Here is a 25772-nt window from a genome sequence, read left to right as displayed (position 1 = left end):
TAAAAGTCCGTATCGAAATCATATAACGGGAAAGAATATTGTCGGAATTCCTGATTGCTTATCCTTGGGCGGAAACGCTTGCTGCTCTTGGTGGATTATTCCTTTCAGCGTTTATTGCAAACTTTCTCATCAAAGCAATCTTGTTGAAAATCCTGGATCGCATTGTCCAGAAAACATCTTTCGGACAGGATGAAGAGCTCAAGAAGCACGGCGTCATCAGCCGCCTTGCCAATATTGTTCCCGCCTTGATCATTTCATCCGGGATCATGGCTGTGCCAGGACTGCCGGAAGGTGTGATCACCGTCATTCGAAATGTCGCGATAGCCTTCATCATATTGACGCTGGCGCTGGCGATTAATTCGGTGTTTGGGCTTGTCGATACGCTCTATCACCGTCGCCCCGAGGCAAGATTCCGCCCTATGAAGGGCTATATCCAGGTCGCCAAGCTGGCGGTCTATATCATCGCGACGGTTCTCATCATCGCGACATTGCTGGATAAGTCGCCGGTCATCCTACTATCGGGCGTCGGTGCCATGGCGGCAGTGTTGATTCTCGTTTTTCAGGATACGTTGCTTTCCCTCGTCGCCAGTATGCAAATCGCTTCCTCCAACATGGTGCGTGTCGGCGACTGGATCGAAATGAAAAACCTTGACGCCAATGGCGATGTCATGGAGATCGCGCTCTATACCGTCAAAGTTCAGAACTTCGACAAGACCATCACTACAATTCCCATCCGCAAGCTCATCACCGAGCCGATGAAGAACTATCGCGGCATGCAGGAATCCGGCGGACGGCGGATCAAGCGCGCGCTTTACATCGATCAGAACACAATTCGGTTTCTGTCGGAGGAAGAGCGCGCCAGACTTGCCACCGTCGATTGGCTGGCGGAATATTTGCCGAAGAAGGCCAAGGAGATTGCCGAATGGAACCAGAAGCTCGGTGACCGCGCCAACAATCCGGTCAACCGGCGCCAGTTCACCAATATCGGCACGTTTCGTGCCTATGTGGAAAACTATCTGCGCAACCATCCAGGCGTCCACAAAGGCATGACGCTGCTGGTCCGTCAGATGGACCCTACGCCCGAAGGTTTGCCGCTCGAAATTTACTGTTTCGCAAACACAACGGTCTGGGCGTCCTTCGAACAGATACAGTCAGATATTTTCGATCACCTCTATGCGATACTGCCGGAATTCGGGCTCAGCGCCTTCCAGAATCCAAGCGGCAATGATTTCCGCAAACTGACGATCAGTTCTCCTGCCGAACAGCTTCGATAATTTTGGCGTTCAGCAATTGAACGTTGTAGCCGGTGCGTGACGGTGTCAGGCCAAGACGAGCTACGGCAAGATGTAGTGATGGAACGACCATGACACTTTGTCCGTCATGTCCCGACATCCAGAATGCATCTTCCGGAATACCGTCTTCACCCGCTTTCACGCCGCCCAGTTGCAGCCAGACCTGCGCAGAACCGTAACGCCCCTCTGACTCTGGCGTAGGCTTACGCATGAACGGAATATAGTCCGCAGGCAAAACCGGCTTTCCATAAAGTTTCCCGCCATCTGCGAGAAATGCACCCAGACGCGCCCAGTCCCGCGCGGTCGCATACATATAGGAGGAACCGACAAAGACGCCTGAAGCGTCCGCCTCCAGAATAGTGCTGCTCATGCCGAGTGGGCCGAAAAGCGCCAGCCGGGGATAGGCCAGCGCCTCCTCACGGCTGTTGAAACTGTCCATGAAGAGCTCCGACAGGATACTAGCCGTTCCGCTCGAATAGTTGAACTTCGTACCGGGCAAGACCTCCAGTGGTAATGACGCGGCAAATCTGGCCATATCCGACTCCAGAAAAAGCATGCGCGTGACGTCGGCAACGGTGCCATAATCTTCATCGAAGCGCAGGCCGCTATTCATCGCCATCAGGTTGGCAAGCGAAATCTTTGCCCGATCATCACTTTTCCATTCCGGCAGCAGACCTGTGCTTTCGATCGCCATACGTCCTTCGGCAATGCGCATGCCGATGAGCGTCGCCATGACGGATTTGGTCATCGACCAGCCGAGCAAAGGCGTATCGGCGCTAAAACCCGGACCATAATTCTCGGCGATCAGTTTACCATCGCGGATAACGGCAATCGCCCGCATGCCGGGGCCAGCCAGGGCTTCATCCTCGATTACGGCCTGTACCGCCGGATCACTCTCGATCCGGATCGGCTCGGCCGGCACCTGCGGGCCCGTGGGCAATTCAAGCCGCAAATCACTTTCGTGGATATTTGCGCATCCAAGCGCCGGACGATAGGTTGCGGTACTGGGCGCGACGAAACCGAAAATGCGCACTGTTACGCTGCCGCGGTTCTTGTCGACGGACACATTGAGAAACCGCAGCAACGGATTGCCCGGTGCTTGAACATCGTCAGCAAGAACACTGTCGGCATCACGTCCGGCAATGAAGACGTTTGAACAGATAATCTTGGCGGCATAGCCGGTGCCGACACGCAAAAGTTCGGGTGGCTTGACAGCCAGCCAGAGAACGACTCCAAGTATGATGGCAAGCAGAAGACCACCTGCAAACTTCAGAATTCGCCGCATGCTGCCCCTCGCAAAATTGGTTGAGTCAGATCATATCAGGCCGAGATAGCTTGCCAACTCCCGCGCCGCCGCTCCGCCGGCCCTGTTTGCACCGATGGTTGAAGCTGACGGACCATATCCAACAAGATGAATGCGGGGATCGGCGGCCACCTGTGTCGCCAGACGACCGGTCATGAGAATGCCGCCTTCAGGGTTGCGCAGTTGCAGCGGAGCAAGATGATCGAGCGAACTGCGAAATCCCGTGCACCACAAGATCACGTCAAAAGATTGCTCACTTCCGTCATCCCAACGAACACCCGTCGTCGTGATCTCCTTGAACATTGGCAGCCGGTCTAGCACGCCACGAGCGCGCGCCGCTTCAATGGCCGGCGTCAGCGGCAAGCCAGTCACCGAAACGACCGATCCAGGCGGCAAGCCCCGCCGCACTCGTTCCTCAACCAAGGCCACCGCAGCGCGCCCCAGTTCAGGCGTAAACGGTCCTTCCCTGAATGCTGGCTCCTTGCGGGTAACCCAGACGGTTTCCGTCACGCGCGATATCTCGTCCAGAAGTTGCACAGCGGAGATGCCAGCGCCGACGACCAGAACACGTCTACCTCTGAACTCCTCTGCCGTCTGATAATCACGCGTGTGTAATTGTTTGCCTTTGAACAGGTCCGCACCCGGATAGGATGGGATATAGGGCGTTTCCCAGGTTCCGGTCGCGTTGATCACCCCTCCTACCGAGAAATCGCCCTGATCCGTCTCCACCCGAAGTCGCTCCCCTCTATCACACACAACTCCTACAGTCACGGGACGGTGCACCGGCAGATCAAACTCTTCTTCGTAAGCGCGGTAATATTGCGGAACGGCAACCGACGCGCGCACTTCACCATTCGTCGTTTCGACGACATCCTCAAACTTCATGCCGGGCAGATCGTGAATGGCGTTTGCAGTCATGAGCGTCAGCGATGGCCAGCGAAACTGCCAGGCCCCACCAGCACCGGGAGCCTTATCGAGAACCACGAATTGCCGCTCCCCGGCGAGACCGAGCCTATTCAGGTGATAAGCCGAAGAAAGCCCTGCCTGTCCGGCCCCAATGACCGCAATGTCGACCTTTCGGGCAACTTTGATATGGCGATTATCAGACAATGGCTGATCAGCGGGTTGCGTATCTGACATGGTCGCTAAGGAATCCAAAATGGGGTCTAGTTGCATAAATAGGGACTGAATAGACGTGCTGAAAGCCCGCTCAACTCACCGTCGCAGCGTTGCGCAGCCGCTTGTTGCGCCCTTCCCAGATGCTCACGACGAGCATGATGACGGTCGTCAAGATTCCCATTTGCAGCAGATCGGCAGCATAACCCACCGGAACCGCCATCAGTAGAGCCAAGACTCCGAAGATATGCGATGGAGGAATGAGGCCATAGACAACTTTTTTGTAGATCGCGCTGCCCATCAGATAGATTGCCGGGCCAGCAACGAGAATGAGAACATAGGCAGTTTTCAGCGGATCGTGTGGATGTTCCATCACCAGATCGTTGCCGACTGCTGTTGCAATGATACCCGCAACCAGGATTGCATGGACATAATGAAAATATGCGCCGATCCGCCCGGAATCGGTTGAATGGGTAATCGTTTCCGTCGCGTCTTTGCTGGAGGTGCCGAAATATAGCCACCACATTGCTAGTGTGCCGACAAAGGTCGCCAGCAGCGCCGATATCAGGGCAAAATTCCAGACCTCAGCATTAGACAGTGATGCGCCGGTAGCCAGAAGTGTTTCGCCAAGAGCGACGATCACGAACAATTGGCACCGTTCCGCCAGATGCCCTCCCTCAATGGTCCAGTCGCTGGTATGGGAACGTCCGAGGCCCGGCAATGCAAAGCCGAACATTGGTGATAGATATTCGCAAAGAACGGCGATCAACCAGAAAGCCAGGCGGATTTCATGTTCAACGAAACAACCGGCAAGCCAGAAGAAGGCTGCAATGGTGAGCCAACCGAGCATTCGCCTGTAATTGGCAGCAAGTGGATGCTTGGATCCGAGAACAAAAACGATATAGCCCGTCCGGCCAAGCTGCATTGCCACATAAGCCAGCGCGAATATCCAGCCGTTGTCTGTAAATGCGCCTGGGATGGAAGACGCCATCACGAGACCGAGCAGCATGACACAAAATAGAAGGCTTCGTATCTGCGGTGTCTCCGGGTTGAACCAATTGGTCACCCAGCAGGTGTATTGCCAGCCAAGCCATACTGCGAACCAGATGATCAGCGTTTCAGCCACACCAGTTAATGTCAGATTGTGCAAAAGCTCATGGCTGAGCTGCGTAACCGCGAAAACATAAACGAGATCGAAAAACAGTTCCTCGAACGTCACCCGGGCATGGTGCCCGTCTCTTTCTCTCAGAAGCGGATGTGCGGCGGCAAAAGCTGTATTCATGCGAATGTACCTTCCCCTCAGACGGCATACACTCAATCCATCTCCGTCAGCTTAGCCTGCAGTCTGTCGATCGATAGGCCTCTCCAATTCATTGACCTTCACAGCGCAAGTGTCAAAGGCCCTTCTTCTTCAAGGTGCCATATCGCGACGGTTTGTTGAAGCAACCCTCACCATACAAACGAAAAAAGCCCGGATAAACCGGGCCTTCTCGACAGCCAATCGCGATCATGCCGCGATGGCTGGAAATTTATCGTCACGATCCGTTCGAAGAGCTGTCACTCTCCAGATCATGATTAGCCGTTTACGGCGTCTTTCAGGCCCTTGCCAGCCGAGAACTTCGGCACGTTGCGAGCCGGAATAGCAACTTCCTTGCCGGTCGACGGGTTACGGCCGGTCGAGGCAGCGCGATGCGAAACGGAGAAAACGCCGAAGCCAGGCAGACGCACTTCTTCACCAGCCTTCAGGGCACCGGTAACAGCAGCGAGTACGGCATCAACAGCAGTGCCAGCATCAGCCTTCGTCAAACCGCCCTTTTCCGCAACTGCGGCAACCAATTCGTTCTTGTTCATTGGCATTTCCTTTCTTTATCTACCGGAACGGATAACGTGACCGGATTGGTGGGAGTTTATTCAAATCGTTTCACAAACCAAGCCTGTCAACATGAAAAAACCCCGGAAAACCGGGGTTAAACACAGAAATGCCGGGCAATTTGCCCGGCATTTCGATTGTTGGACCTGACAAGCAGCTTTTAGTGAGCCATCGAGGCCCCTGCTTCCTCCTCGATCGAAGGCACGGTCGCCGGTGTTTCCGGCTCTGTCCATTCAATCGGTTCGAGTTCGCGCACCAGAGCGTGCTTGAGCACTTCGCCCACGCGTGACACCGGAACGATCTCAAGATTGTTCTTCACATTGTCCGGAATATCCGCCAGATCCTTGGCGTTTTCTTCCGGGATCAGAACCTTCTTGATGCCGCCGCGCAGCGCTGCAAGGAGCTTTTCCTTCAGGCCGCCGATTGGCAGGACACGACCGCGCAGCGTGACTTCGCCCGTCATTGCGATGTCCTTGCGAACCGGAATGCCGGTCAGCACGGATACGATCGCCGTAACCATGGCGATACCGGCGGACGGACCGTCCTTCGGCGTCGCACCTTCCGGCACGTGCACGTGGATATCGCGCTTGTCGAACAGCGGAGGCTCGATGCCGAAATCGATGGCTCTGCTGCGGACATAAGATGCCGCCGCCGAAATCGATTCCTTCATCACGTCGCGAAGGTTACCCGTGACGGTCATGCGGCCCTTGCCGGGCATCATGACGCCTTCGATGGTCAGCAATTCACCGCCGACTTCCGTCCAGGCGAGGCCTGTCACGACGCCGACCTGATCTTCGCCATCGATCTGGCCAAAGCGGAACCGCTCGACACCCAGATAGTCGGAGAGGTTCTTTTCGGTGACTTTCACCGATTTCTTCTTCGACTTCAGGATTTCGGTCACGGCCTTGCGGGCCAGGGTCATCAGTTCACGTTCGAGGCTACGCACACCTGCTTCCCGCGTGTAGAGGCGGATAACATTGCGCAGCGCATCGTCCGTGACCGAAAACTCCTTCGGCTGCAGGGCGTGATCCTTGATGGCCTTCGGCAGCAGGTGCCGCTTGGCGATCTCGAGCTTTTCATCCTCGGTGTAGCCGGCGATACGGATGACTTCCATACGGTCCAAAAGCGGACCGGGAATGTTCAGCGTATTGGCCGTCGTCACGAACATGACGTTCGACAGATCGTATTCGACCTCAAGGTAGTGATCCATGAAGGTCGAGTTCTGTTCAGGGTCCAGCACCTCGAGCATGGCCGATGACGGATCGCCGCGGAAATCCTGGCCCATCTTGTCGATTTCATCGAGCAGGAAAAGCGGGTTGGACTTCTTCGCCTTCTTCATCGACTGGATGACCTTGCCGGGCATCGAGCCGATATAGGTGCGGCGGTGACCGCGGATTTCGGCCTCGTCGCGCACGCCGCCGAGCGACATGCGGACATATTCACGGCCTGTCGCCTTGGCAATCGAACGGGCGAGCGAGGTCTTGCCGACGCCGGGAGGTCCGACGAGGCAGAGGATCGGGCCCTTGATCTTGGTCGAGCGAGCCTGCACCGCGAGATATTCGACAATGCGCTCCTTGACCTTGTCGAGGCCGAAATGCTCGTCATCGAGCACTTCCTCGGCAAAGTTCAGGTCCTGCTTGATCTTCGACTTCTTGCCCCACGGAATGGACAGCAGCCAGTCGAGATAGTTGCGCACGACTGTTGCTTCGGCAGACATCGGGCTCATGCTGCGCAGCTTCTTCAGCTCGGCTTGCGCCTTTTCGCGGGCTTCCTTGGAAAGCTTGGTCTTGTTGATGCGTTCTTCGAGTTCAGCCGCCTCATCGCGACCATCCTCGCCATCGCCAAGCTCCTTCTGGATCGCCTTCATCTGCTCGTTGAGATAGTATTCGCGCTGCGTCTTCTCCATCTGGCGCTTGACGCGGCTGCGGATACGCTTCTCGACCTGGAGGACCGAGATTTCGGCTTCCATGAAGGAAAGCGCCTTCTCAAGCCGCTCGCGCACCGAGAGGATCGACAGCATTTCCTGCTTTTCAGGAATCTTGATCGCGAGATGCGAGGCAACCGTGTCGGCAAGCTTGGAATAGTCGTCGATCTGGCTGGCGGCGCCAACCACTTCCGGCGAAATCTTCTTGTTCAGCTTGACGTAGTTTTCAAAGTCGGAAACCACCGAGCGGGCAAGCGCCTCGATCTCGACAGCATCTTCATCGGGCTCCGGCAAAGCCGCAGCATAGGCCTCGTGATAATCTTCGCGGTCCGTAAACTTGGAAACCTTGGCGCGCGCCGTGCCTTCGACCAGCACCTTGACGGTGCCGTCCGGCAGCTTCAAAAGCTGCAACACATTGGCAATCGTGCCGATTTCATAAATCGCATCCGGTGCCGGATCGTCATCGGCGGCGTTCTTCTGGGTGGCAAGCAGGATCTGCTTGTCTACGCCCATCACTTCCTCCAGCGCGCGAATGGACTTTTCGCGGCCGACAAAAAGCGGAACGATCATATGCGGGAAAACGACGATGTCACGCAACGGCAAAACGGCATAGAGCCCGTCCGCGCCGCCCGCTTCAGAGCCACCCAACGGTGTCTTCTGTTCAGTACTCGTCATAACTTCAGTCCTTTCTCAGGCCTTTCAGCCTGACTGCCACATCCGCGCCCCCTTTCGTCATGAGGCAGGTCACGAATGTGCTTCGGTCCATACTTGGAGAGCCGAACCCGGCAATTCAATAGCCTTAATCGGGATGGCTTTCATAGAATCGTCATCTATCCTGCGCTGTGCCGGACATTAGTACAATAACCAGCTTCGCCTGTACCCTGATTGCTGCGCCCTGCAATAGTGACAGGTTAAGCAGCGCGCAAGCTCGGCACATGAAAAAGGCCGCTTGCGCGGCCTTTTTATCGGTCATTTTTCCGCTCAGGCGGAAACATTACCTTTTTCGTCCTGCCGCTCGGCATAGATATAGAGCGGACGAGCGCTGCCATCCACCACATCGCCGGAAATAACCACTTCCTGCACACCTTCCAGCGTCGGAAGCTCGAACATCGTGTCGAGCAGGATCTTTTCCATGATCGAACGCAGGCCGCGAGCACCCGTCTTGCGCTCGACCGCCTTGTTGGCAATCGCCCGCAGGGCGTCGTCGTGGAAGCTCAGCTCGACATTTTCCATGTCGAACAGGCGCTGATACTGCTTCACGAGCGCGTTCTTCGGCTCGGTCAGAATCTGCACCAGAGCATCGACATCGAGGTCTTCGAGTGTCGCGATCACCGGCAGACGACCGACGAATTCCGGAATGAGACCGAATTTCAGAAGATCTTCCGGCTCCAGTTCCTTGAAGACGTCGCCGATGCGGCGTTCATCGACCGACTTGACGGTCGCGCCGAAGCCGATGGAGGTCTTTTCGCCGCGTGCGGAGATGATCTTGTCCAGACCGGCAAAAGCGCCGCCGCAGATGAAGAGGATGTTCGTCGTGTCCACCTGCAGGAATTCCTGCTGCGGATGCTTGCGGCCACCTTGCGGCGGCACGGAAGCGACGGTGCCTTCCATGATCTTCAGAAGCGCCTGCTGGACGCCCTCGCCCGACACGTCGCGCGTGATGGACGGGTTATCCGACTTGCGGCTGATCTTGTCGACTTCGTCGATATAGACGATGCCGCGCTGTGCGCGTTCCACGTTGTAATCGGCAGCCTGAAGCAGCTTCAGGATGATGTTCTCGACATCTTCACCGACATAGCCGGCTTCCGTCAGCGTCGTCGCATCGGCCATGGTGAACGGCACATCGATGATGCGGGCGAGCGTCTGGGCAAGATAGGTCTTGCCGCAGCCCGTGGGACCCACGAGCAGAATGTTCGACTTCGCAAGTTCGATGTCGTTGTTCTTCGACTGATGGGCGAGACGCTTGTAGTGATTGTGTACCGCAACCGACAGAACGCGCTTGGCATCCTTCTGACCGATGACGTAATCGTCAAGAACGGCCATGATTTCCTGCGGCGTGGGCACGCCCTCGCGCGACTTCACCATCGAGGATTTGTTTTCCTCGCGGATGATGTCCATGCAGAGTTCGACGCACTCGTCGCAGATGAAAACGGTCGGGCCTGCAATCAGCTTGCGCACTTCATGCTGGCTTTTGCCGCAGAACGAGCAATAAAGCGTATTCTTGGAATCGCCGCCGCTATTGCTGACTTTGCTCATTGCAGTTTCCTTTCAGTTGATCGAAACGAACCTTGGGCGTTCGGATCGATCGTTTCTTCCGGTTCGGACCCAGTGCAGGAGGAGAAACGCACCTCCCGCCGGTCACAACAGCAGCAGATACGCGCTGCCTATAGTTTTGGACCTGTCATCAAGGGCCAACAGTCTCAGGATTCGTCACCGTATGGCTCCCCGACCGAAGGAGCCATTTGGCGACTTTTGCAGAAGCTGCACCGCCGAACAAATGAAAAATAAGTTCCCGGCAAAGATTCAGCATAATCTGACCAAGTTTAGCGCCCCGAACCCCAACAGATGCTTAACGCGGCGCGTTAACCATCACGTAGGTGCAAGAATTGGGCCCCTTTTGTGGCAAAGGGCGCTAAAAACAGGTGCGAGCCGGAGATTCCGGCCTTACTTCGATTCGTCCGCGCCGACGTCGCGCGCTTCGACGACCTTATCGATCAGGCCGAACTCGAGCGCTTCCTGCGCGGTCATGAAATGGTCGCGATCAAGCGTGCGTTCGATCGTTTCGTAATCGCGGCCCGTATGCTTGACATAAATCTCGTTCAGGCGGCGCTTCATCTTGATGATGTCCTGCGCATGGCGCTCAATGTCCGACGCCTGCCCCTGGAAACCGCCCGATGGCTGGTGCACCATGATGCGTGCATTCGGCAGCGCATAACGCTGGCCGGTTGCGCCAGCCGTCAGAAGGAGCGAACCCATCGAAGCAGCCTGCCCCATGCAAAGCGTGGATACCGGCGGGCGGATGAACTGCATCGTATCATAGATCGCCATGCCGGACGTCACGACGCCGCCGGGCGAATTGATGTACATGTTGATCTCTTTCTTCGGGTTTTCCGCTTCGAGAAAGAGAAGCTGCGCGCAAACCAGCATCGACATTCCGTCTTCAACCGGTCCGTTCACGAAGATGATGCGCTCCTTCAGAAGGCGCGAGAAAATATCATAGGCCCGTTCGCCACGGTTGGTCTGCTCAACCACCATCGGGACGAGGTTCATGACGGTTTCGATCGGATCTCTCATTATGGGCCTCTGGATATATTTATGGCGAAGTGAATAGTTTTGAATCGTTAGGAGTCCCATACATAGGGCGTTGCGCCCCTGTTCCGCAAGTGGCGGCTACTCCCAGTCTGAATCCGTTTTTTCGGGCCGAATACCGCGCTTCTCATCGAATGTTTTGCGGGCGACTTCCGTCAGCCGGGCCTTGATGCGAACGGAGCCGTCCTCCAGATTCTCGCGCTCGACATTGCTGCCATGCTGGTAAATCCAGTCGAGCAGATGAAGCTCGAACGGGGAGAGCACGACATCGACCGAGCCGAGCGAACCCGCTATCCGGGTTTCGATCAGCGAAAGCAACCTGTCAACGCCTTCACCGGTAATGGCCGAAAGCGGGATGGGACGTCCCTCCTCGCTGCCGGCAGCAGCAAGGCGCAGAGCGGCCTCACGCCCGCTTTCATCAAGATTGTCGATCTTGTTCCAGATTTCGACGACGCGCTTGCGGTCCTGCGGTTCAATGCCTAGTCCCGCCAGAATGCTCTCCACGTCTTCGGCCTGCGCCGCATTGTCTGGATCGGAAATATCGCGGACATGCAGGATCAGATCGGCCTCGACCACTTCTTCGAGTGTGGCGCGAAATGCAGCGACCAGATGGTGCGGCAGGTTCGAGATAAAACCCACTGTGTCCGAGAGAATAACCGTTTCGCCATGCGGAAGGCGAATGCGGCGCAATGTCGGATCAAGCGTGGCGAAGAGCATATCTTCGGCCAGCACTTCCGCCCCCGTCATACGGTTGAAAAGCGTGGACTTTCCGGCATTCGTATAGCCTACGAGCGCAACAATCGGATGCGGCACCTTGCGCCGCTTCTGGCGATGCAGCGTGCGGGTGCGCACCACTGTTTCAAGCTCGCGCTTGATCTTCAGAATCTTTTCCTGCAGCAAGCGGCGGTCGGCTTCGATCTGGGTTTCGCCCGGACCGCCGAGGAACCCGCCACCGCCGCGCTGGCGTTCAAGGTGGGTCCAGCTTCTGACCAGACGGCCCTTCTGATAATTCAGATGCGCCAGTTCCACCTGCAACGCACCTTCCTTGGTGCGTGCGCGCTCACCGAAAATTTCAAGAATGAGACCCGTACGGTCGATGACCTTGACGTTCCATTCCTTTTCGAGATTGCGCTGCTGCACCGGCGTCAATGCATGATCCACGATGACCAGTCCGATGGCCTTTTCCTTGACGGTTTCGGCAATGGACTCGACCTTGCCCACGCCCAGAAGGGTCGCCGGACGGGGATTGGCGACAATGGCGATTTCGGCATGTTCGATATCGAGCGCAATCGCCCGGGCAAGCCCTATGGCTTCTTCAAGCCGCGCCTCGTTCGAACGCTGGAACTGCGGACGCGCGCCTTCCTCGGCAGCAGTGCCTGCATTATACCGCTCCGGCAGGACGGGAACGATGACGGCTGCCCTTGTGGGCTCTGGCTCTGAAAGTTCGAAGCCCTTGTCAGGATCGGCAGACGACGGCTTCTTATCCTTGAATTTGGACAATGTTCACTCCGGGGACACGGAAACGTGTTATCTACGGGTGCAGATAAGTCACCGCTAAAGCTGTTTCAAATGAAAGACGCCCCGGATCGTTCAAACATGACGAACCGGACAGGCAGTGCGTGTCCGGTTATCATCCGCAGAAACAAAAACTGGAGCGAACAACCTAAGCCATTGCGCTCCAATGGTATTCGGAAAGCGTCAGGCTTCTTCGCCTTCGAACATCTGCACAGGCTGGCTTGGCATGATCGTCGAAATCGCATGCTTGTAGACAAGCTGCGAATGACCGTCACGACGCAGAAGCACGCAGAAATTATCGAAAGACGTCACAATGCCGGTCAGTTTCACGCCATTGATAAGGAAAATCGTCAGCGAAATTTTCTGCTTGCGTACAGAATTCAGAAAAAGGTCTTGTAGATTTTGCGATCGTTCAGCCATTGTTTTTATTCCTTTAATCGATCAGCAGCCAGCTCGCGATGTGTTAAACGAACACGCGCATGCACATAAATCAAGCGCCGGTGCGTGCAAAACCGGTACCCGACTGCAATTGCTGTGGAAAGACAACTGCTTCGCTATTCAGCTTCGGTTAACAGGATGGGAATCTTTGTGCAACCGTCAATTTCATTAGCCTCGCGGCAAATTCTAACAGGGCAGATGATACCGGGACTTCAAATCTGATGCCAAGCTCCCCGTCCCCGGGCCGTCATCAGAAGAATTCGAGACTGACGCGGAACATCTGCTCTACGTGTTTTACGGCGTCGGATGTTGCGAAAATGACGACGCGATCCTTGGGCTTGATCCGCACATCGCCATTGGGGCGGATTACCTGCCCGTCACGATAGATCGCACCGATTCGCAAACCTTCCGGCAAGTCGAGGTCACGCAAGGGCGCGCCAACCAGCGAGGAGGTTTCCAGTGCTTCGGCTTCGATTAGTTCGGCCATGTCGCGGTAAACGCTATAGACCGCGCGGATGCGGCCCCGCCGGACATGCTGGAGGATTTTCGAGATCGTGACGGCCTTCGGATTTATATAGGCATCGATCCCCACCATATGGGTGAAGTCCTGATAGGCAACCGTATTGAGCAGCGCCATGTTGGACTTGCAGCCCAGCCGTTTTGCCATGATGCTCGACAGGATATTGACCTGATCCTGGTTGGTGAGCGCGACCATCAGGTCGGCATCCTGAATATCGGCTTCCTGAAGCAGATTCTGGTCGAGCGCGCTGCCGTGCAGCACCATGGTGCGCTTCAGCTGATCGGCAATCGTGAAAGCACGGTCATGCTCGCTTTCAATCATCTTGACGCGCGTATGCCATTTGCGGTCCTCGATGGCCTTGGCCACGTACAGACCGATATTGCCGCCACCCGCGATAACGATGCGGCTGGCTTCCGGTTTCTCATGCCCGAACAGGGAGAGCGTGCGCCGGACCTGTTCGCGTGTCGTCACGACATAGGCCAGATCGCCCGCATTCAGTTCGTCCGAAGAACGGGGGATGAAAAGGCTGTCATTGCGCACCACACCGACAACGGTGGCTGCAAGATCGGGAAACAGGTCCGTCAGCTGCTTCAGCGGCGTATTGATGACCGGGCATTCCTCAAGACATTCGATGGCAAGGCCGATGATCTTGTCGTCGGCAAAGCGCAGCACGTCCATTGCGCCCTGCAAGGCGATACGCCGCAGGACCACCTCGCCCACTTCCAGCTCCGGCGAGATAATCACGTCGATCGGCAGATTTTCGCGCAGGAACAAGTCCTGATACTCGGCCTTGAGATAGGACTGGGCGCGGATGCGGGCGATCTTGGTGGGCACGTTGAAGACCGAATGCGCCACCTGACAGGCCACCATATTGACCTCGTCGGACAATGTGACGGCAATGATCATGTCCGCTTCGTCGGCGCCTGCGGCGGCAAGCACGTCGGGCTGCGAACCATGTCCGACGAATCCGCGCACATCGAGCGTGTCGCGCACGATCTCGATATGGCGTGCCGATGTGTCGATAACGGAGACGTCGTTTTCCTCGGCGGCAAGCCGCTCGGCGATGCCGTATCCGACCTGCCCTGCTCCGCAAACGATTACCCGCATGACCGCTCCGTGCGCCCGAACATTGCTTTCATCATACGCCGAGCGATTTCAATTTGCGATGCAGCGCCGAACGCTCCATGCCAACGAACTCTGCCGTGCGCGAAATATTGCCGCCGAAACGGTTGATCTGGGCGATCAGATATTCCTTCTCGAAACGCTCGCGCGCCTCGCGCAGCGGAAGCGCCATGATGTGCTGGTCGGATTCCGTCGGTGCGCGCGGCAGCGTGTCGCCGATTTCAGCAGGCAGAAGGTCGGCCGTCACCGGCGCTTCCGGATCGTCGCCACGCGCCAGAATCATCAGGCGTTCGACATTGTTGCGAAGCTGGCGAAGATTGCCCGGCCAGCTATGCGCCTGCAAAACCGCCATGGCGTCGGACCCGATCTTGCGCGGCTTGATGCCCGCCTGTTCGGCGATCTGCTTCATGAAATAATCGACGAGCGAGGGGATGTCCTCGCGCCTTGCGGCAAGCGGCGGCACCTGCACAGGCACCACCGAAAGCCGGTGAAACAGGTCTTCGCGGAACGTGCCTTCCGCAATCATGCCTTCGAGGTTCTGCGCCGTGGATGAGATGATTCGCACATCCACTTTCACGCGCTTGGTGCCGCCGACGCGCTCGAACTGCTGGTCCACAAGGACACGCAAAATCTTGTTCTGCGTCTCGCGCGGCATGTCCGCGACTTCGTCCAGATAGAGAATGCCGCCATGGGCTTCTTCCAAAGCGCCGACCTTGCGCTCGCCGCCATCCATCTCGGTGCCGAAAAGCTCGATTTCCATGCGCTCCGGGGTGATGGTCGCCGCATTGACCGTCACAAACGGTCCGTTGGCGCGGCTCGACTGCGCATGGATGGCGCGCGCGGCGAGTTCCTTGCCGGCACCTGACGGACCGGTGATCATGATGCGGCTGTTGGTGGGCGCCACACGTTCGATGGTCTGGCGCAGCTGGTTCATCGCCAGCGATGTGCCGATCAATTCCAGATGGTCGCCGCTGCGCTTGCGCAGGTTCGAAACTTCGCGCTTCAGCTTGGAGGTTTCAAGCGCCCGTTCCGCAACGAGAATCAGGCGGTCCGCCTTGAACGGCTTCTCGATGAAGTCATAGGCCCCGCGACGGATCGCAGAAACCGCCGTTTCAATATTGCCATGACCGGAAATCATCACGACCGGCAGCTGGGGATGCTGCTTCTTGATTTCATCGAGCAGTGCCAGACCGTCGAGCCGGCTTCCCTGCAGCCAGATGTCCAGAAAAACCAGCCGGGGAACGCGATCGTTAATCGCGGCGAGCGCGCTGTCCGCGTCGAAAGCCGTGCGGGTTTCGTGGCCTTCATCGCTCAGAATGCCTGCAACAAGTTCCCGGATATCCGCTTCGTCATCAACTACAAGAATATCGGCAGCCATATCAAATCACCTGTCCAGCTATGTTCTTTTCGTCATTTTCCGTGTTCACGCTCGCCTCGGTGGCAGGCGCTTGCGGAAAGACCATACGTATCATCGCGCCCCGTCCTCCGTGGAAATCCGAAGGCGCGTCATGCAATTCCAGATGCCCGCCATGATCCTCGACGATCTTGCGGACAATCGCGAGGCCAAGGCCGGTGCCCTTTTCCCGCGTCGTCATATAGGGTTCGAGCAGCTTCTGGCGGTCGTCGCCCGGCAGGCCCTTGCCATTGTCGATGACATCGACAACCAGTTGCCCGTCGGCCTGATAGGAACGGATGAGGATATGCCCTCCTTCGCCTTCCCTGGCGCGATCTTCCTTTGGAAGTCCGTCGATGGCCTCGCTGGCATTCTTGATGACATTGCCGAAAGCCTGCCCGATCAGTCGGCTGTCAAAGGACCCCACCAGCTTCTCGGTGCCGAAATCGTTCTGAAACTGAATATCGCTGCGGCTGACTTCGACCAGGAAGGACGCTTCGCGCAATGCCTCGCGCATATCCATAAGCCGCATTTCCGGCTTCGGCATACGGGCAAAGGCAGAGAATTCATCGACCATGCGCCCGATGTCGCCAACCTGACGGATGATCGTATCCGTGCACTGGTCGAAGACCTCGCGATCCTCGGTGATCACCTTGCCGTAACGGCGGCGAATGCGTTCTGCGGAAAGCTGAATCGGCGTGAGCGGGTTCTTGATCTCGTGCGCGATGCGGCGCGCGACGTCCGCCCAGGCGGACGAGCGCTGCGCCTGCACGAGATCGGTGATGTCATCCACTGTCACCACGTAGGAATGGTCTTCGGATTCCGTATCCTCGACGGTCACCTGCACGTTGAAGGTGCGCGCCACGCCGCCACGGGTCATGCTGACCTGCTCACGATGCACGGCGCGTCCCGTCGACCGGGCGACCTCGAAAGCCTGACCGATCTCCGGCGCGATGCCGGTGAGATTCTTGCCCACGGCATCTTCCGAGGTGACGCCGAACATATGCTCGGCGGAACGGTTCAGAATGGAGATGCAGCCATCCGTTTCGATGCCGATGACGCCGGCCGTCACGCCCGAAAGCACGGCTTCGGAGAAGCGGCGGCGCTCATCGATCTGGTCCTTGGCGGAAATCAGCTCATTACGCTGGCTCTTAAGTTCCGCCACCATGTTGTTGAAAGTGCCCGACAATGCGCCGACATCGCCATCGGAGGTCCGCACCGGCACCGAGACGTCGAGGTTGCCCGCCGCCACATCGTCGGACGCGCCGATCAAGAGCCGGATCGGACGCACCAGCCGGTCGGCAACGGCAATGCCTGTCCAGATGGCCGAAAGCAGCACGATCAGCGTCAGGCCGAAATAGAGCAGCGCGAAGGCGATCTGCGTCGGAATGCGGTTGGCGTCCATTTCCTGATAGCGCTGGGTGTTGGCTTCCATCAGGCGCATGGCGTCAAGAATCTGCGGATCGACTGCGCGAACCGTATAGAGATAAACATCCTCTATTTCACGCATCTTTATGATCGCGCCGACGAAATTACTGTTTCCCGGGGGAATGATGACCGGCTTGCCATCCAGCGCCGTCTTCAATGCATCCTCTGTTGGCGGCGGCAGGCGATTTTCAACGCCGGTTTCGCTTTTAACGACGGTATTGCCATTTTCGCGCACCAGAAACGCACCGAGCAGGCCGCGACCCCGCGTCTGCAGCGTCATCAATTGAATGAACCCGCCCCGGTCGAGGCTGTACATGGTGCGTTGCGCATCGAGATCCTGCAGCATCGAATAGGATGTGCTTTGCAGGTTGAGCGCGGTTTCGCGGATATAGGCGGTGGTCAGGCTCTGCGAGGAGCTGACAATGTCGCGCGTATTGGTATCGAACCAGCGGTCCAGTCCGAGATTGAGCGTGACCGACGCAACGATCGCAACCACGATCGCGGGGACTGCCGCGATCAGGGAAAACAGCGCCACAATACGCACATGTAGACGCGAAGCGGCCTTTCCGAGCCGCCGGGCCATCACGATGCGGTAAACTTCGCGGCAGATCAGCAGGATGAGGAACAGAATCAGCGCGACATTGATGATGACCAAAGCCAGCGTGACAGTCCGGTCCGGCGTGATCGGTGTAATGCCGATCAGGATCGCAAAGGAAATCGAAGCGGTGACAAGCGCCGAAATGACGGTGATAATGCCCGGAAGGGCCAGAAGCCTGCGCCCCTCGCCGCTTTGCGATGATTGTTTCTCGCCGTTCATGTCCGCCGTCAGATTCGCCGTTTTCATATTAACCATGTTACCCAATAGCGTTGCATCTATGCAACGCATTGTGGCGAAAATGCAACGTTATTCTGTGCGCTGTTGGTGAGGAGCTAAAGGGAGCCGCCAAAGCCGGTTCACTGCCCTTGGGGCTTTCAATGTAAGGCGATGTCGCTCATAAGAGCACGGCTCGATTTCGAACCGGTCAGGAAGCAGGCGCGCAGGAGCACGGACATGCAGGGCAACACGCTCGGATTCTATAATTCAAACGCCACCGACTATGCCGCTGGCGGCGACCTACCGAACCCGAAGCTGTTCGATTTCCTGAAGCGTTGCAAGCCGGGCGGCCGCATTCTCGAATTGGGAACCGGTTCCGGGACTGATGCACGCGCAATTCTGGATGCGGGATTTCAGCTCGATGCAACCGATGGCTCCACCGAACTGGCGGCAATCGCTTCCAGGCGACTGGGACAACATGTCCGAACCATGATGTTCGATGAACTTTCCACCGTCGAGGAATATGACGGCATTTATGCCTGCGCGTCGCTGACGCATGTGCCGAGAAGCGAACTCGGCCCTGTCGTCGAACGCGTTCACAGTGCATTGGCAAAAGGCGGCATCGTGTGGGCAAGCTTCAAGACCGGGACGGCGGAAGGTTATGACGCGCTTGGCCGCTATTACAACTATCTATCGGCCAACGAACTTCGGGAATATTGGACCAACAACGGCCACTGGTCCCATATCGAAATCGAATGCTGGACCGGCGGCGCCTACGATAAACGCCCCACTGACTGGGCCGCAATTGCGGCAGTGCGATGATTCCAGGCGAAATGCGTCAGAAGTTAAGCCTGGCCATTGCCAGCGAGTCGACGAATTCTCCGGCTCGGAAAGCATCTTTCCTGCGAATGCCTTCCGGGACAAACCCGAACTTTTCATAAAGGTGGATCGCGGAGGCGTTGTCGACGTAAACGGTGAGTTCAAGCCGTTTCAGATCGAGCCAGTTGTCGGCAATGTCGATCAGCTCTGTCAAAAGTGCCGTGCCGATACCCTTCCCCACATGCCGGTCATCGATGCCCATGATGACCCCCGCACTGTGGCTCCGCCTTCCTGCACGGCGGAGCAAGCCGGCATTTCCTACAATCTCTCCGTTGATTGTCGCGACGATAATCGTTGAGTCCGGTCCGAGCGACTCCAGCCACTTCTTCGTTGTTTCAAGGCGCTGAAACGGCGTGCGTAAAGTACCGAAACGAAATCCCGGCATGTTTTGCAAACGGGTGAGGCCTTCGGCGTCTGCCGCTTCCACCGCGCGAATGACGAGATTTTCGGGACGCATTGGAACTCCTTTGCCCGTTCAGCCTATCCTCAGTTCGTCCACTGACAGATGTCCAGACATGCCGAGACAGGCTGGCGATTCTTGTCGCAAATACAGCCCTTTGACGCGGCATAAGACATTATCGGCATTTTTCCCTGATAATTTGAAGAAGCACTAACAAGCGAGAAACTGAAAACCATCAGACACAGTATTCGAGACATTTTGATCTCCCTTGCGCCGAAAGATCAAATATTTTCGCGGCAGGAAGGGAAATCTTCAACGCCAACAAATATCCCGTAACTATGTCGATAACCAACTTCGCCTGACTTGAGGCCACACATTCTCTGCCGAATTATTCGGATCATGCACCTGTGTCAGCGCCGCCTTCACACACTTTCTAAAACGACGCCGCCCGAATTGGGCGGCGTTGCTGAATGCGCTGTACTCACCGGCACTCCTGTCAGGGTCAGTTTTCAGCACCGTAGGCGTCGAAATCAAAGTACTTGTCGTTGACTTCCTTGTACTTGCCGTTAGCGCGGATTGCCTTGATGGCATTGTTGAACTTTTCGACCAGTTCAGGACGGCCCTTCTTCAAGGCAACGCCGACGCCAACACCATGAATATTGTCGTCAGACGGATAGGTGCCGACCATCTTGCAGCAGGCGCCATCCGGTGTCTTCAGCCACTCGCTCAGCGTCACGCTGTCGTCATTGACGGCGTCGAGGCGGCCATTGGCCATGTCGAGCCGGTATTCCTCGGCAGTCGGGTAGGCCTTGATGGTGCTTTCGGTAAAGGCGTGCTCGGCATAGTTGGCGTGCGTCGTGGACACCTGAACACCAATTGTCTTGCCGGCAAGATCTTCCTTGGTCACGCCCTTGATATCGGTATCCTTCGGAGCTGCGATGCCGGGCGGCGTGTTGTAATATTTGTTGGAGAAATCGACCTGCTTCTTGCGCTCATCCGTGATCGACATGGAGGAAACATAAGCGTCGAATTTTCCGGCCTGAAGTGCCGGAATAGTGCCATCCCATTCCTGGGTAATGAACGTGCACTCGGCCTTCATCTCTTCGCAAAGCGCTCGTGCGATATCCACATCGAAGCCTGACAGGGAACCATCAGGGTTGATGAAATTGAACGGCGGATAAGCGCCTTCCGTTCCGATTACGAGCTTCAGCGGTTCTTCGGCGCTTGCTGCGCCAATTGCCAAACCACCTGCCGTGGCCGCGATCCCCATCATCGACGCTGCCACAGCGATACGCTTTAAAACGCGCATTCCAGTTCCTCCCATTTCATCCTGGCTCGCTCCGGAATTGATCTCCGGTTCAGCCGACTGCAAAAAGGGGAAGCTTTATATCGGCAATGCAAATCGCCGACTCGTCATAATCTCTCCCCCGCCGCTATCCATAGATGGTTCGGCGGATATTGCACAATGTCTTTTAGCTGGGACAGAACCTCGATCTCAGTTCCAGTCTTATGGCACTTATCGGGTTCAGAAATTGGATGGATCGAGCGTCGAAATGGCGCATCCGACATAAGGGACCAGACAGATGTCATGCGTGAAAATTATCCTGCGGAGTCGAATCCGCCCAGCTTAGTTTTGCCCTCTTTTGCTTCTACTCGTCCACGACGCGATGCGGGCCTGCTATCGAACGTCAAACCTATAGCCGGAATTCATTCAGCGATGCACAGGCAACTTTAATAGGTTTCAGGAAGAATGACGGGACCGTACAAAAATCGGCTTGCAAGATGCTGAAACGTTTTCCTCTTTTTGCCAGCGGTTCCGCGATGGGAGCCGTCATTGATTATGCCGTGACCCTGTTTGCGAGCCACTACCTGGATTTGTATCCAGCTGTCGCGCTGGCAATTGCCATGATCATCAGCGGATCAACGGTGTTTTTCTTCCACGTCCGCATCACATACCGCGGCACAACCGGAAACCTGTTTCGGCGCTACATCCTCTTTATGGGTTGGACCTGCCTGATCTTTTTTTTGAGAGCGATCGTCCTGCAGGGCGGCCTGTATACTGGCTTACCGCTCGCTGTTGCGTTATTCATCGGGTTGGCTTTTGTTTCGATTATTAATTTTCTCATTTCAACTGTTATCATTTTCGCAAAGAAACCGTCATGAGCGCCAAGACCCTTTGCATTATCATTCCCGTCTATAACGAGGCGGAAGGATTACCGGACTTGCTCGGAAGACTTCATCTGATCGCTGACAGAATAGCTTCCGAGTTTGGACTTGCCGTGGAATTCATCTTTATCGATGACGGTAGCGGTGACACCAGTTTTACCCTGTTGAAAGCACACGATTTCGGCGACCGTCCAGCACGGCTGCTTCGCTTCTCACGTAATTTTGGCAAGGAAGCAGCACTTTCTGCCGGGATAGATGCAGCCCTTGACGCGGATGCAGCGGTATTGATGGATGCCGACCTGCAGCATCCACCCGAAATGATTGCCGATTTCGTGCGTATCTGGCAAACGGAAGGCGTCGACAGCGTCTATGCCTACAAGGCCAATCGCCGCGCTTCGGAAGGACCTATGAAGGCTGCGCTATCGCACATGTTCTTCTGGGTCATCAATCGGGACCTTCGATATAAGATACCGCCAGGGGCTGGAGATTTCCGGCTGATCAATCGTCCCTTTATGAATGCCCTGCGCAGTTTGCCCGAAACTGACCGCTTCATGAAAGGTCTCTACGGCTGGGTGGGTTTTCGTCAGACAGGAATCCCTCTTGACCCGCCTCCACGGGTACGCGGTGCAAGCAGTTACAATCCCCTCCGGTTGTTGTTGATGTCGCTCGGCGCGATTACCAGTTTCTCGACCACGCCTCTGCGCCTGATGGCGCTTGTCGGCACTGCCATCGCGACGATCAGTCTCCTGTACGGCAGCTATATCGTTGCCCAGCATTTCCTGTTCCCGACCGTTCCGGTCGGGGTCGTTTCAATCCTGGTCCTGATCACTTTCTTTGGCGGCGTGCAGCTAATGTTTCTTGGGCTCCTGGGCGAATATATCGGTAAATCCGTACTGGAGTCCAAGAAGCGTCCGATTTACATTCTGGCTGAGGATGTCATCCGCAAGGAAAGCGACCATGCGGATCGCGGATGATTTCGGTTTGGGCCGCAAACATGATCAGGTGATCCTGTCTCTGCTCGAAACTGAAACGTTGGACGGCACCTCAGTGATGACAGGCGATGCAATGATGCCTGAAGATGTCGCTCGCTTGCGAACGCTGCGCGCTGGCGGCGCGAAAGTCGGACTGCACCTCAACCTCACACAGGCAATTCCGGGAAACTATACCGTATGGCCATTGTCTGCTCTCATGCAGCCTCGGTTGAACGCGCGGATGCTGGATGAAATCAACGCCTCCCTGTCCCGGCAGGTAGCTGCATTCGTCGATCTCTTCGGCAGTCTGCCCGACTATTACGACGGCCATCAGCACTGTCATTGCTTTCCGGCAATAGTACCTCTTGTGAGGCGTCTACCCTGCAAGGCAGAAACATGGATCCGCGTGCCTCTGCCTGCCACATGGGCCGGGCGATGGCTTAATGTTCGTGCCGGCGGCATCAAGGTACTGGTCATTATGGCGCTTGCGGCAAGGGCACGATCCGCCTTTGCCAAAGCGGGGCTGAAAACAAATAGCGATTTCTCAGGCTTTCTCCGCCTCGGTGATCCTAAGAGCGTGCAACGCTGGCTTCCCCGCCTCCTCTCCCAAGCGAAGCCGGACTGTCTGACCATGCTTCATCCCGGTGACGAGACCGATCAGATGCAATGTGCCGGACATGCTGCCCGCAGCCGTGCCGTAGAAGCCCAAATCCTGCTGGAAAGTGCGATAAAATGACGAAGAGCCGTTCTATTCTCTGGGGCCTGTTTCTGCTGCTTTTTATACGGCTTCTGGCCATGATCTGGGTTCCTCTGACTGACCCCACTGAAGCACGTTATGCCGAGATCGCCCGCAAGATGGTCGAGACTGGCAATTGGATTACGCCGCAATTTGACTACGGTGTGCCGTTCTGGGCCAAACCGCCACTGCACACATGGCTGTCGGCAGCAGGAATCGCGGTCTTTGGTGCAACTCCTTTTGCGGCGCGACTGGGAATATTGCTGGCAACCCTAGCAACATTGCTCATCCTGTGGCGATGGGCCTGCACGCTCACCGACCGCAGCACAGCTGCCATTGCCGTGCTGGTTGCTGCAAGTTCGGGCCTGTTCTTTGTGTCTGCCGCGTTTGTCCAGACCGATATGGTCCTGACGCTCGGCGTCACCGCCTGCATGGCCGGATTTTACAACGGTCTGGCAGGAAGTCGTCGCTGGGCCTGGCTTTTCTTTCTGGGACTGGCCGTCGGGCTGCTGGCCAAGGGGCCTGTCGCAGTCGTCCTGTCGATGACCCCGATCACAGTCTGGATGTTTTGGCGCGGCAACTGGAAGGACGTTGCCCGTCTGCCGTGGATCGGTGGCATCCTGTTATGCGCCATACTGGTCATACCCTGGTATGTCGCAGCAGAAATGGCCACACCCGGATTTCTTCACTATTTCCTGATCGGTGAGCATATCCAGCGTTTCCTACAGCCCGGCTGGACAGGCGATCTCTATGGCGCAGGCCGTGAGCACGCCCGAGGATCGATCTGGCTGTTCTGGATCGTCGCAGCATTGCCATGGAGCCCCCTGCTACCCATCCTTTTGTGGCGGCTGCGAAAGACCTATACGCCGGATGGCAGCGGCCTTCACCTCTATCTGCTTCTGTTCGCGCTGACACCGTTGGTATTCTTTACGCTGGCCGCGAACATTCTTCTCGCCTATGTTCTGCCCGGCATACCCGCAGCAGCGCTGCTTGCCGTTATCGTATGGACCCGGACTAGCTCTACCGGTGCAGGATGGCTCAAGCTCGGTCTCGCCGAAGTTCTTCTGATCTTTGCAAGCTTAACGGCTGTCTCGTTTCTTGGTCTGGATCGCTCGTTCATTCCTACGGAAGCGCGCCTGATAGCTGACTATCCGGGGCCTGGCCGTCTAGCCATTCTTGAAGCACGCAGCTTTTCCGCCGAATTCTATACGCAAGGCAAGATAACACGCCTGCAGACGCCGACCGCCTTGGCAGCCTGGCTCAAACCCGGCGACGGTGTTCTGGTAGCCAGGGATCAATATGATGCCTTCGTCAAGCAGTTCGGGGACACGATCAAACCAATATCCGAGGATCGCAAGTACCTGCTATTCGTCCCTTTGCCGACTACCGCTGGAGTAAAGTAACGCGACAGCGCCCATCTGTGACCGCACCCGCTCGGACAGGTGCGGTTTCATTGAGCAGGAACCGCTGTAACTACCGATGCTCGGCATTCCTCGACACTATATGAAGCATTGCACCGCACCGGTTCACACATGAAAGCGATATCCTGGCAGACACGACCGCCACAATGACCGAGCCGACCATGTCGAGCGGATAATGGACGCCAATGTAAATCCGCGACCATGCCATGACAATGCCGCAACCTACTGCCGCCCAGGCAGCAACCTTGCGCCCCACCATGAACAGAACCGCCGCGCAGCAAGCGAAGATAATACCGTGGTTGCTCGGGAAGGAGGAGCTTGGACGGTGAGCCACCAGAGCATGTCCCAAACCGACCATGAACGGACGCGGTCGGAACCAGACCAGCCCAATCACATAGCTCAACGCGACAGCAATAAGCAGTGCCAACGCGATGGAGATTACGGTCTGACGGGATTTATTCGCGTTGCGCAGCCATAGCGCTATCAGGTAAATCGGGACCAAAAATTGAAGATATCGGCTGATGAAGATCGCAAATTCGGCCAAAAGCGCGTTGGGGGACGAACCCGCATTCAGATATAAAAACAGGCTGGTATCGAAACTCGGCATACTCTGTACCCCGCCCTTTACGGCAACTGCGATAATTCCTGCAGCAAAAGCCGCTGATAATTGCTTTGCCGCTCGATAGCGTCCTTTTCATGGTACGGGTATCCCAATAATTTCGGTTCCCTCGGCGACACCACATGTGCATTTCCGGCTAATCAATCCAGTGCCTTTATCCATCGTAGCGTCAGCGTCTCGCGCCCAAGTTTCAGCTTCTGTCTTAGATCGAAACGTTCCAGCGGCGGTGTCCTTGTTGACGAATCGTTGCCATCTGAAATCACCGTAATCGTCGGTGTGGCGGGTTTCGGCACTGTGCCAAAATTGTGCCGACAAATAGCTAGACTCCAATCGCCAACTTCGCGACCTTCTTAAATCTTTGATTTTATGGAAATAGATGGCGCACCCGACAGGATTCGAACCTGTGACCTCTGCCTTCGGAGGGCAGCACTCTATCCAGCTGAGCTACGGGTGCATTGCCGGAAGGCTCGAAGCCTTTACATGCGCGTTTCTAACCGAACCGCGCATGTGCATCAATGGCTTATTTTGATTAAACC

Annotated in this window: 21 protein-coding genes, 1 tRNA gene and 1 pseudogene; 6 read left to right on the top strand and 17 right to left on the bottom strand. The window is 56.4% G+C overall.

What is annotated here, in order from left to right; genetic code table 11:
- The first annotated feature begins 38 nt into the window (after positions 1-38).
- Complete coding sequence (locus J9800_RS06475; protein WP_114215416.1) at positions 39-1274, top strand: mechanosensitive ion channel family protein; 1236 nt, start codon at positions 39-41, stop codon at positions 1272-1274.
- Here J9800_RS06475 and J9800_RS06470 read toward each other — a convergent pair.
- From J9800_RS06470 to J9800_RS06415, 13 genes and pseudogenes are all read right to left on the bottom strand, one after another.
- Positions 1246-2577, bottom strand: coding sequence for a serine hydrolase domain-containing protein (locus tag J9800_RS06470; protein WP_114215417.1), 1332 nt, complete (start codon positions 2575-2577; stop codon positions 1246-1248). The two genes, J9800_RS06475 and J9800_RS06470, sit on opposite strands and share 29 nt — an antisense overlap.
- 30 nt (positions 2578-2607) lie before the next feature.
- A complete protein-coding gene (locus J9800_RS06465) occupies positions 2608-3735 on the bottom strand; it encodes an NAD(P)-binding domain-containing protein (RefSeq protein WP_114215418.1) in 1128 nt (375 codons plus the stop codon).
- 70 nt (positions 3736-3805) lie between these two features.
- On the bottom strand, positions 3806-4993 hold the full coding sequence (locus tag J9800_RS06460; RefSeq protein WP_114215419.1) for a low temperature requirement protein A: 1188 nt from the start codon (positions 4991-4993) through the stop codon (positions 3806-3808).
- Positions 4994-5286: 293 nt separating this feature from the next.
- Positions 5287-5562, bottom strand: coding sequence for an HU family DNA-binding protein (locus J9800_RS06455; protein ID WP_006470422.1), 276 nt, complete (start codon positions 5560-5562; stop codon positions 5287-5289).
- A gap of 179 nt (positions 5563-5741) precedes the next feature.
- Positions 5742-8180, bottom strand: coding sequence for an endopeptidase La (gene lon / locus J9800_RS06450; RefSeq protein WP_112588238.1), 2439 nt, complete (start codon positions 8178-8180; stop codon positions 5742-5744).
- Between the two features lie 306 nt (positions 8181-8486).
- Positions 8487-9761, bottom strand: a complete 1275-nt coding sequence (gene clpX, locus J9800_RS06445; protein WP_112588236.1) for an ATP-dependent Clp protease ATP-binding subunit ClpX — start codon at positions 9759-9761, stop codon at positions 8487-8489.
- Positions 9762-10169: 408 nt separating this feature from the next.
- Positions 10170-10799, bottom strand: a complete 630-nt coding sequence (clpP, locus tag J9800_RS06440) for an ATP-dependent Clp endopeptidase proteolytic subunit ClpP (protein ID WP_112588234.1) — start codon at positions 10797-10799, stop codon at positions 10170-10172.
- A gap of 96 nt (positions 10800-10895) precedes the next feature.
- Positions 10896-12314, bottom strand: coding sequence for a GTPase HflX (gene hflX / locus J9800_RS06435; RefSeq protein ID WP_114215420.1), 1419 nt, complete (start codon positions 12312-12314; stop codon positions 10896-10898).
- Positions 12315-12512: 198 nt separating this feature from the next.
- Entirely contained in the window at positions 12513-12749 is a 237-nt protein-coding gene (gene hfq / locus J9800_RS06430; RefSeq protein WP_002964239.1) for an RNA chaperone Hfq, read from the bottom strand.
- 5 nt (positions 12750-12754) lie between these two features.
- Positions 12755-12970 (bottom strand): annotated as a pseudogene (locus J9800_RS22180) (hypothetical protein).
- A gap of 47 nt (positions 12971-13017) precedes the next feature.
- Positions 13018-14394 carry a Trk system potassium transporter TrkA gene (trkA, locus tag J9800_RS06425; protein ID WP_114215421.1) on the bottom strand — a complete coding sequence of 459 codons (1377 nt, stop codon included), beginning with the start codon at positions 14392-14394 and terminating at the stop codon, positions 13018-13020.
- A gap of 31 nt (positions 14395-14425) precedes the next feature.
- Positions 14426-15787, bottom strand: coding sequence for a nitrogen assimilation response regulator NtrX (gene ntrX / locus J9800_RS06420; protein WP_114215422.1), 1362 nt, complete (start codon positions 15785-15787; stop codon positions 14426-14428).
- A gap of 1 nt (position 15788) precedes the next feature.
- Positions 15789-18116, bottom strand: a complete 2328-nt coding sequence (locus J9800_RS06415) for a sensor histidine kinase NtrY-like (RefSeq protein ID WP_112588226.1) — start codon at positions 18114-18116, stop codon at positions 15789-15791.
- Positions 18117-18281: 165 nt separating this feature from the next.
- Here J9800_RS06415 and J9800_RS06410 point away from each other — a divergent pair, with 165 nt between their 5' ends.
- Complete coding sequence (locus J9800_RS06410; RefSeq protein WP_114215423.1) at positions 18282-18866, top strand: class I SAM-dependent methyltransferase; 585 nt, start codon at positions 18282-18284, stop codon at positions 18864-18866.
- A 16-nt stretch (positions 18867-18882) separates the two neighbouring features.
- Here J9800_RS06410 and J9800_RS06405 read toward each other — a convergent pair whose 3' ends face one another.
- Both J9800_RS06405 and J9800_RS06400 read right to left on the bottom strand, forming a co-directional pair.
- Positions 18883-19380: a GNAT family N-acetyltransferase gene (locus J9800_RS06405; RefSeq protein ID WP_114215424.1), complete on the bottom strand. Its 498-nt coding sequence runs from the start codon at positions 19378-19380 to the stop codon at positions 18883-18885.
- A 445-nt stretch (positions 19381-19825) separates the two neighbouring features.
- Positions 19826-20632 carry an ABC transporter substrate-binding protein gene (locus J9800_RS06400; protein WP_286167475.1) on the bottom strand — a complete coding sequence of 269 codons (807 nt, stop codon included), beginning with the start codon at positions 20630-20632 and terminating at the stop codon, positions 19826-19828.
- Positions 20633-21105: 473 nt separating this feature from the next.
- Between J9800_RS06400 and J9800_RS06395 the strand changes: the two genes are divergently transcribed.
- Genes J9800_RS06395 through J9800_RS06380 form a run of 4 tightly spaced genes read left to right on the top strand, consistent with a single transcriptional unit; the run spans position 21106 to position 24599 of the window.
- A complete protein-coding gene (locus J9800_RS06395) occupies positions 21106-21486 on the top strand; it encodes a GtrA family protein (RefSeq protein ID WP_112588220.1) in 381 nt (126 codons plus the stop codon).
- Positions 21483-22463, top strand: a complete 981-nt coding sequence (locus J9800_RS06390; RefSeq protein ID WP_114215425.1) for a glycosyltransferase family 2 protein — start codon at positions 21483-21485, stop codon at positions 22461-22463. Before J9800_RS06395 ends, J9800_RS06390 begins: the two co-directional genes overlap by 4 nt.
- Positions 22447-23196, top strand: coding sequence for a ChbG/HpnK family deacetylase (locus J9800_RS06385; RefSeq protein ID WP_114215426.1), 750 nt, complete (start codon positions 22447-22449; stop codon positions 23194-23196). Before J9800_RS06390 ends, J9800_RS06385 begins: the two co-directional genes overlap by 17 nt.
- On the top strand, positions 23193-24599 hold the full coding sequence (locus tag J9800_RS06380; RefSeq protein ID WP_114215427.1) for an ArnT family glycosyltransferase: 1407 nt from the start codon (positions 23193-23195) through the stop codon (positions 24597-24599). Before J9800_RS06385 ends, J9800_RS06380 begins: the two co-directional genes overlap by 4 nt.
- Before the next feature lie 70 nt (positions 24600-24669).
- On the opposite strand, the gene J9800_RS06375 is transcribed toward J9800_RS06380, so the two are convergent.
- Together J9800_RS06375 and J9800_RS06370 are read right to left on the bottom strand one after the other, a co-directional pair.
- Positions 24670-25224, bottom strand: a complete 555-nt coding sequence (locus tag J9800_RS06375) for an undecaprenyl-diphosphatase (RefSeq protein WP_114215428.1) — start codon at positions 25222-25224, stop codon at positions 24670-24672.
- Between the two features lie 389 nt (positions 25225-25613).
- Positions 25614-25690, bottom strand: a tRNA-Arg gene (locus J9800_RS06370).
- Positions 25691-25772 lie beyond the last annotated feature (82 nt).

The sequence above is a fragment of the Ochrobactrum sp. AP1BH01-1 genome (assembly GCF_018066705.1).
GTDB lineage: Bacteria > Pseudomonadota > Alphaproteobacteria > Rhizobiales > Rhizobiaceae > Brucella.
The sequence above is the reverse complement of the archived record's forward strand: the minus strand, read 5'-3'. Positions and strand labels throughout refer to the sequence as shown.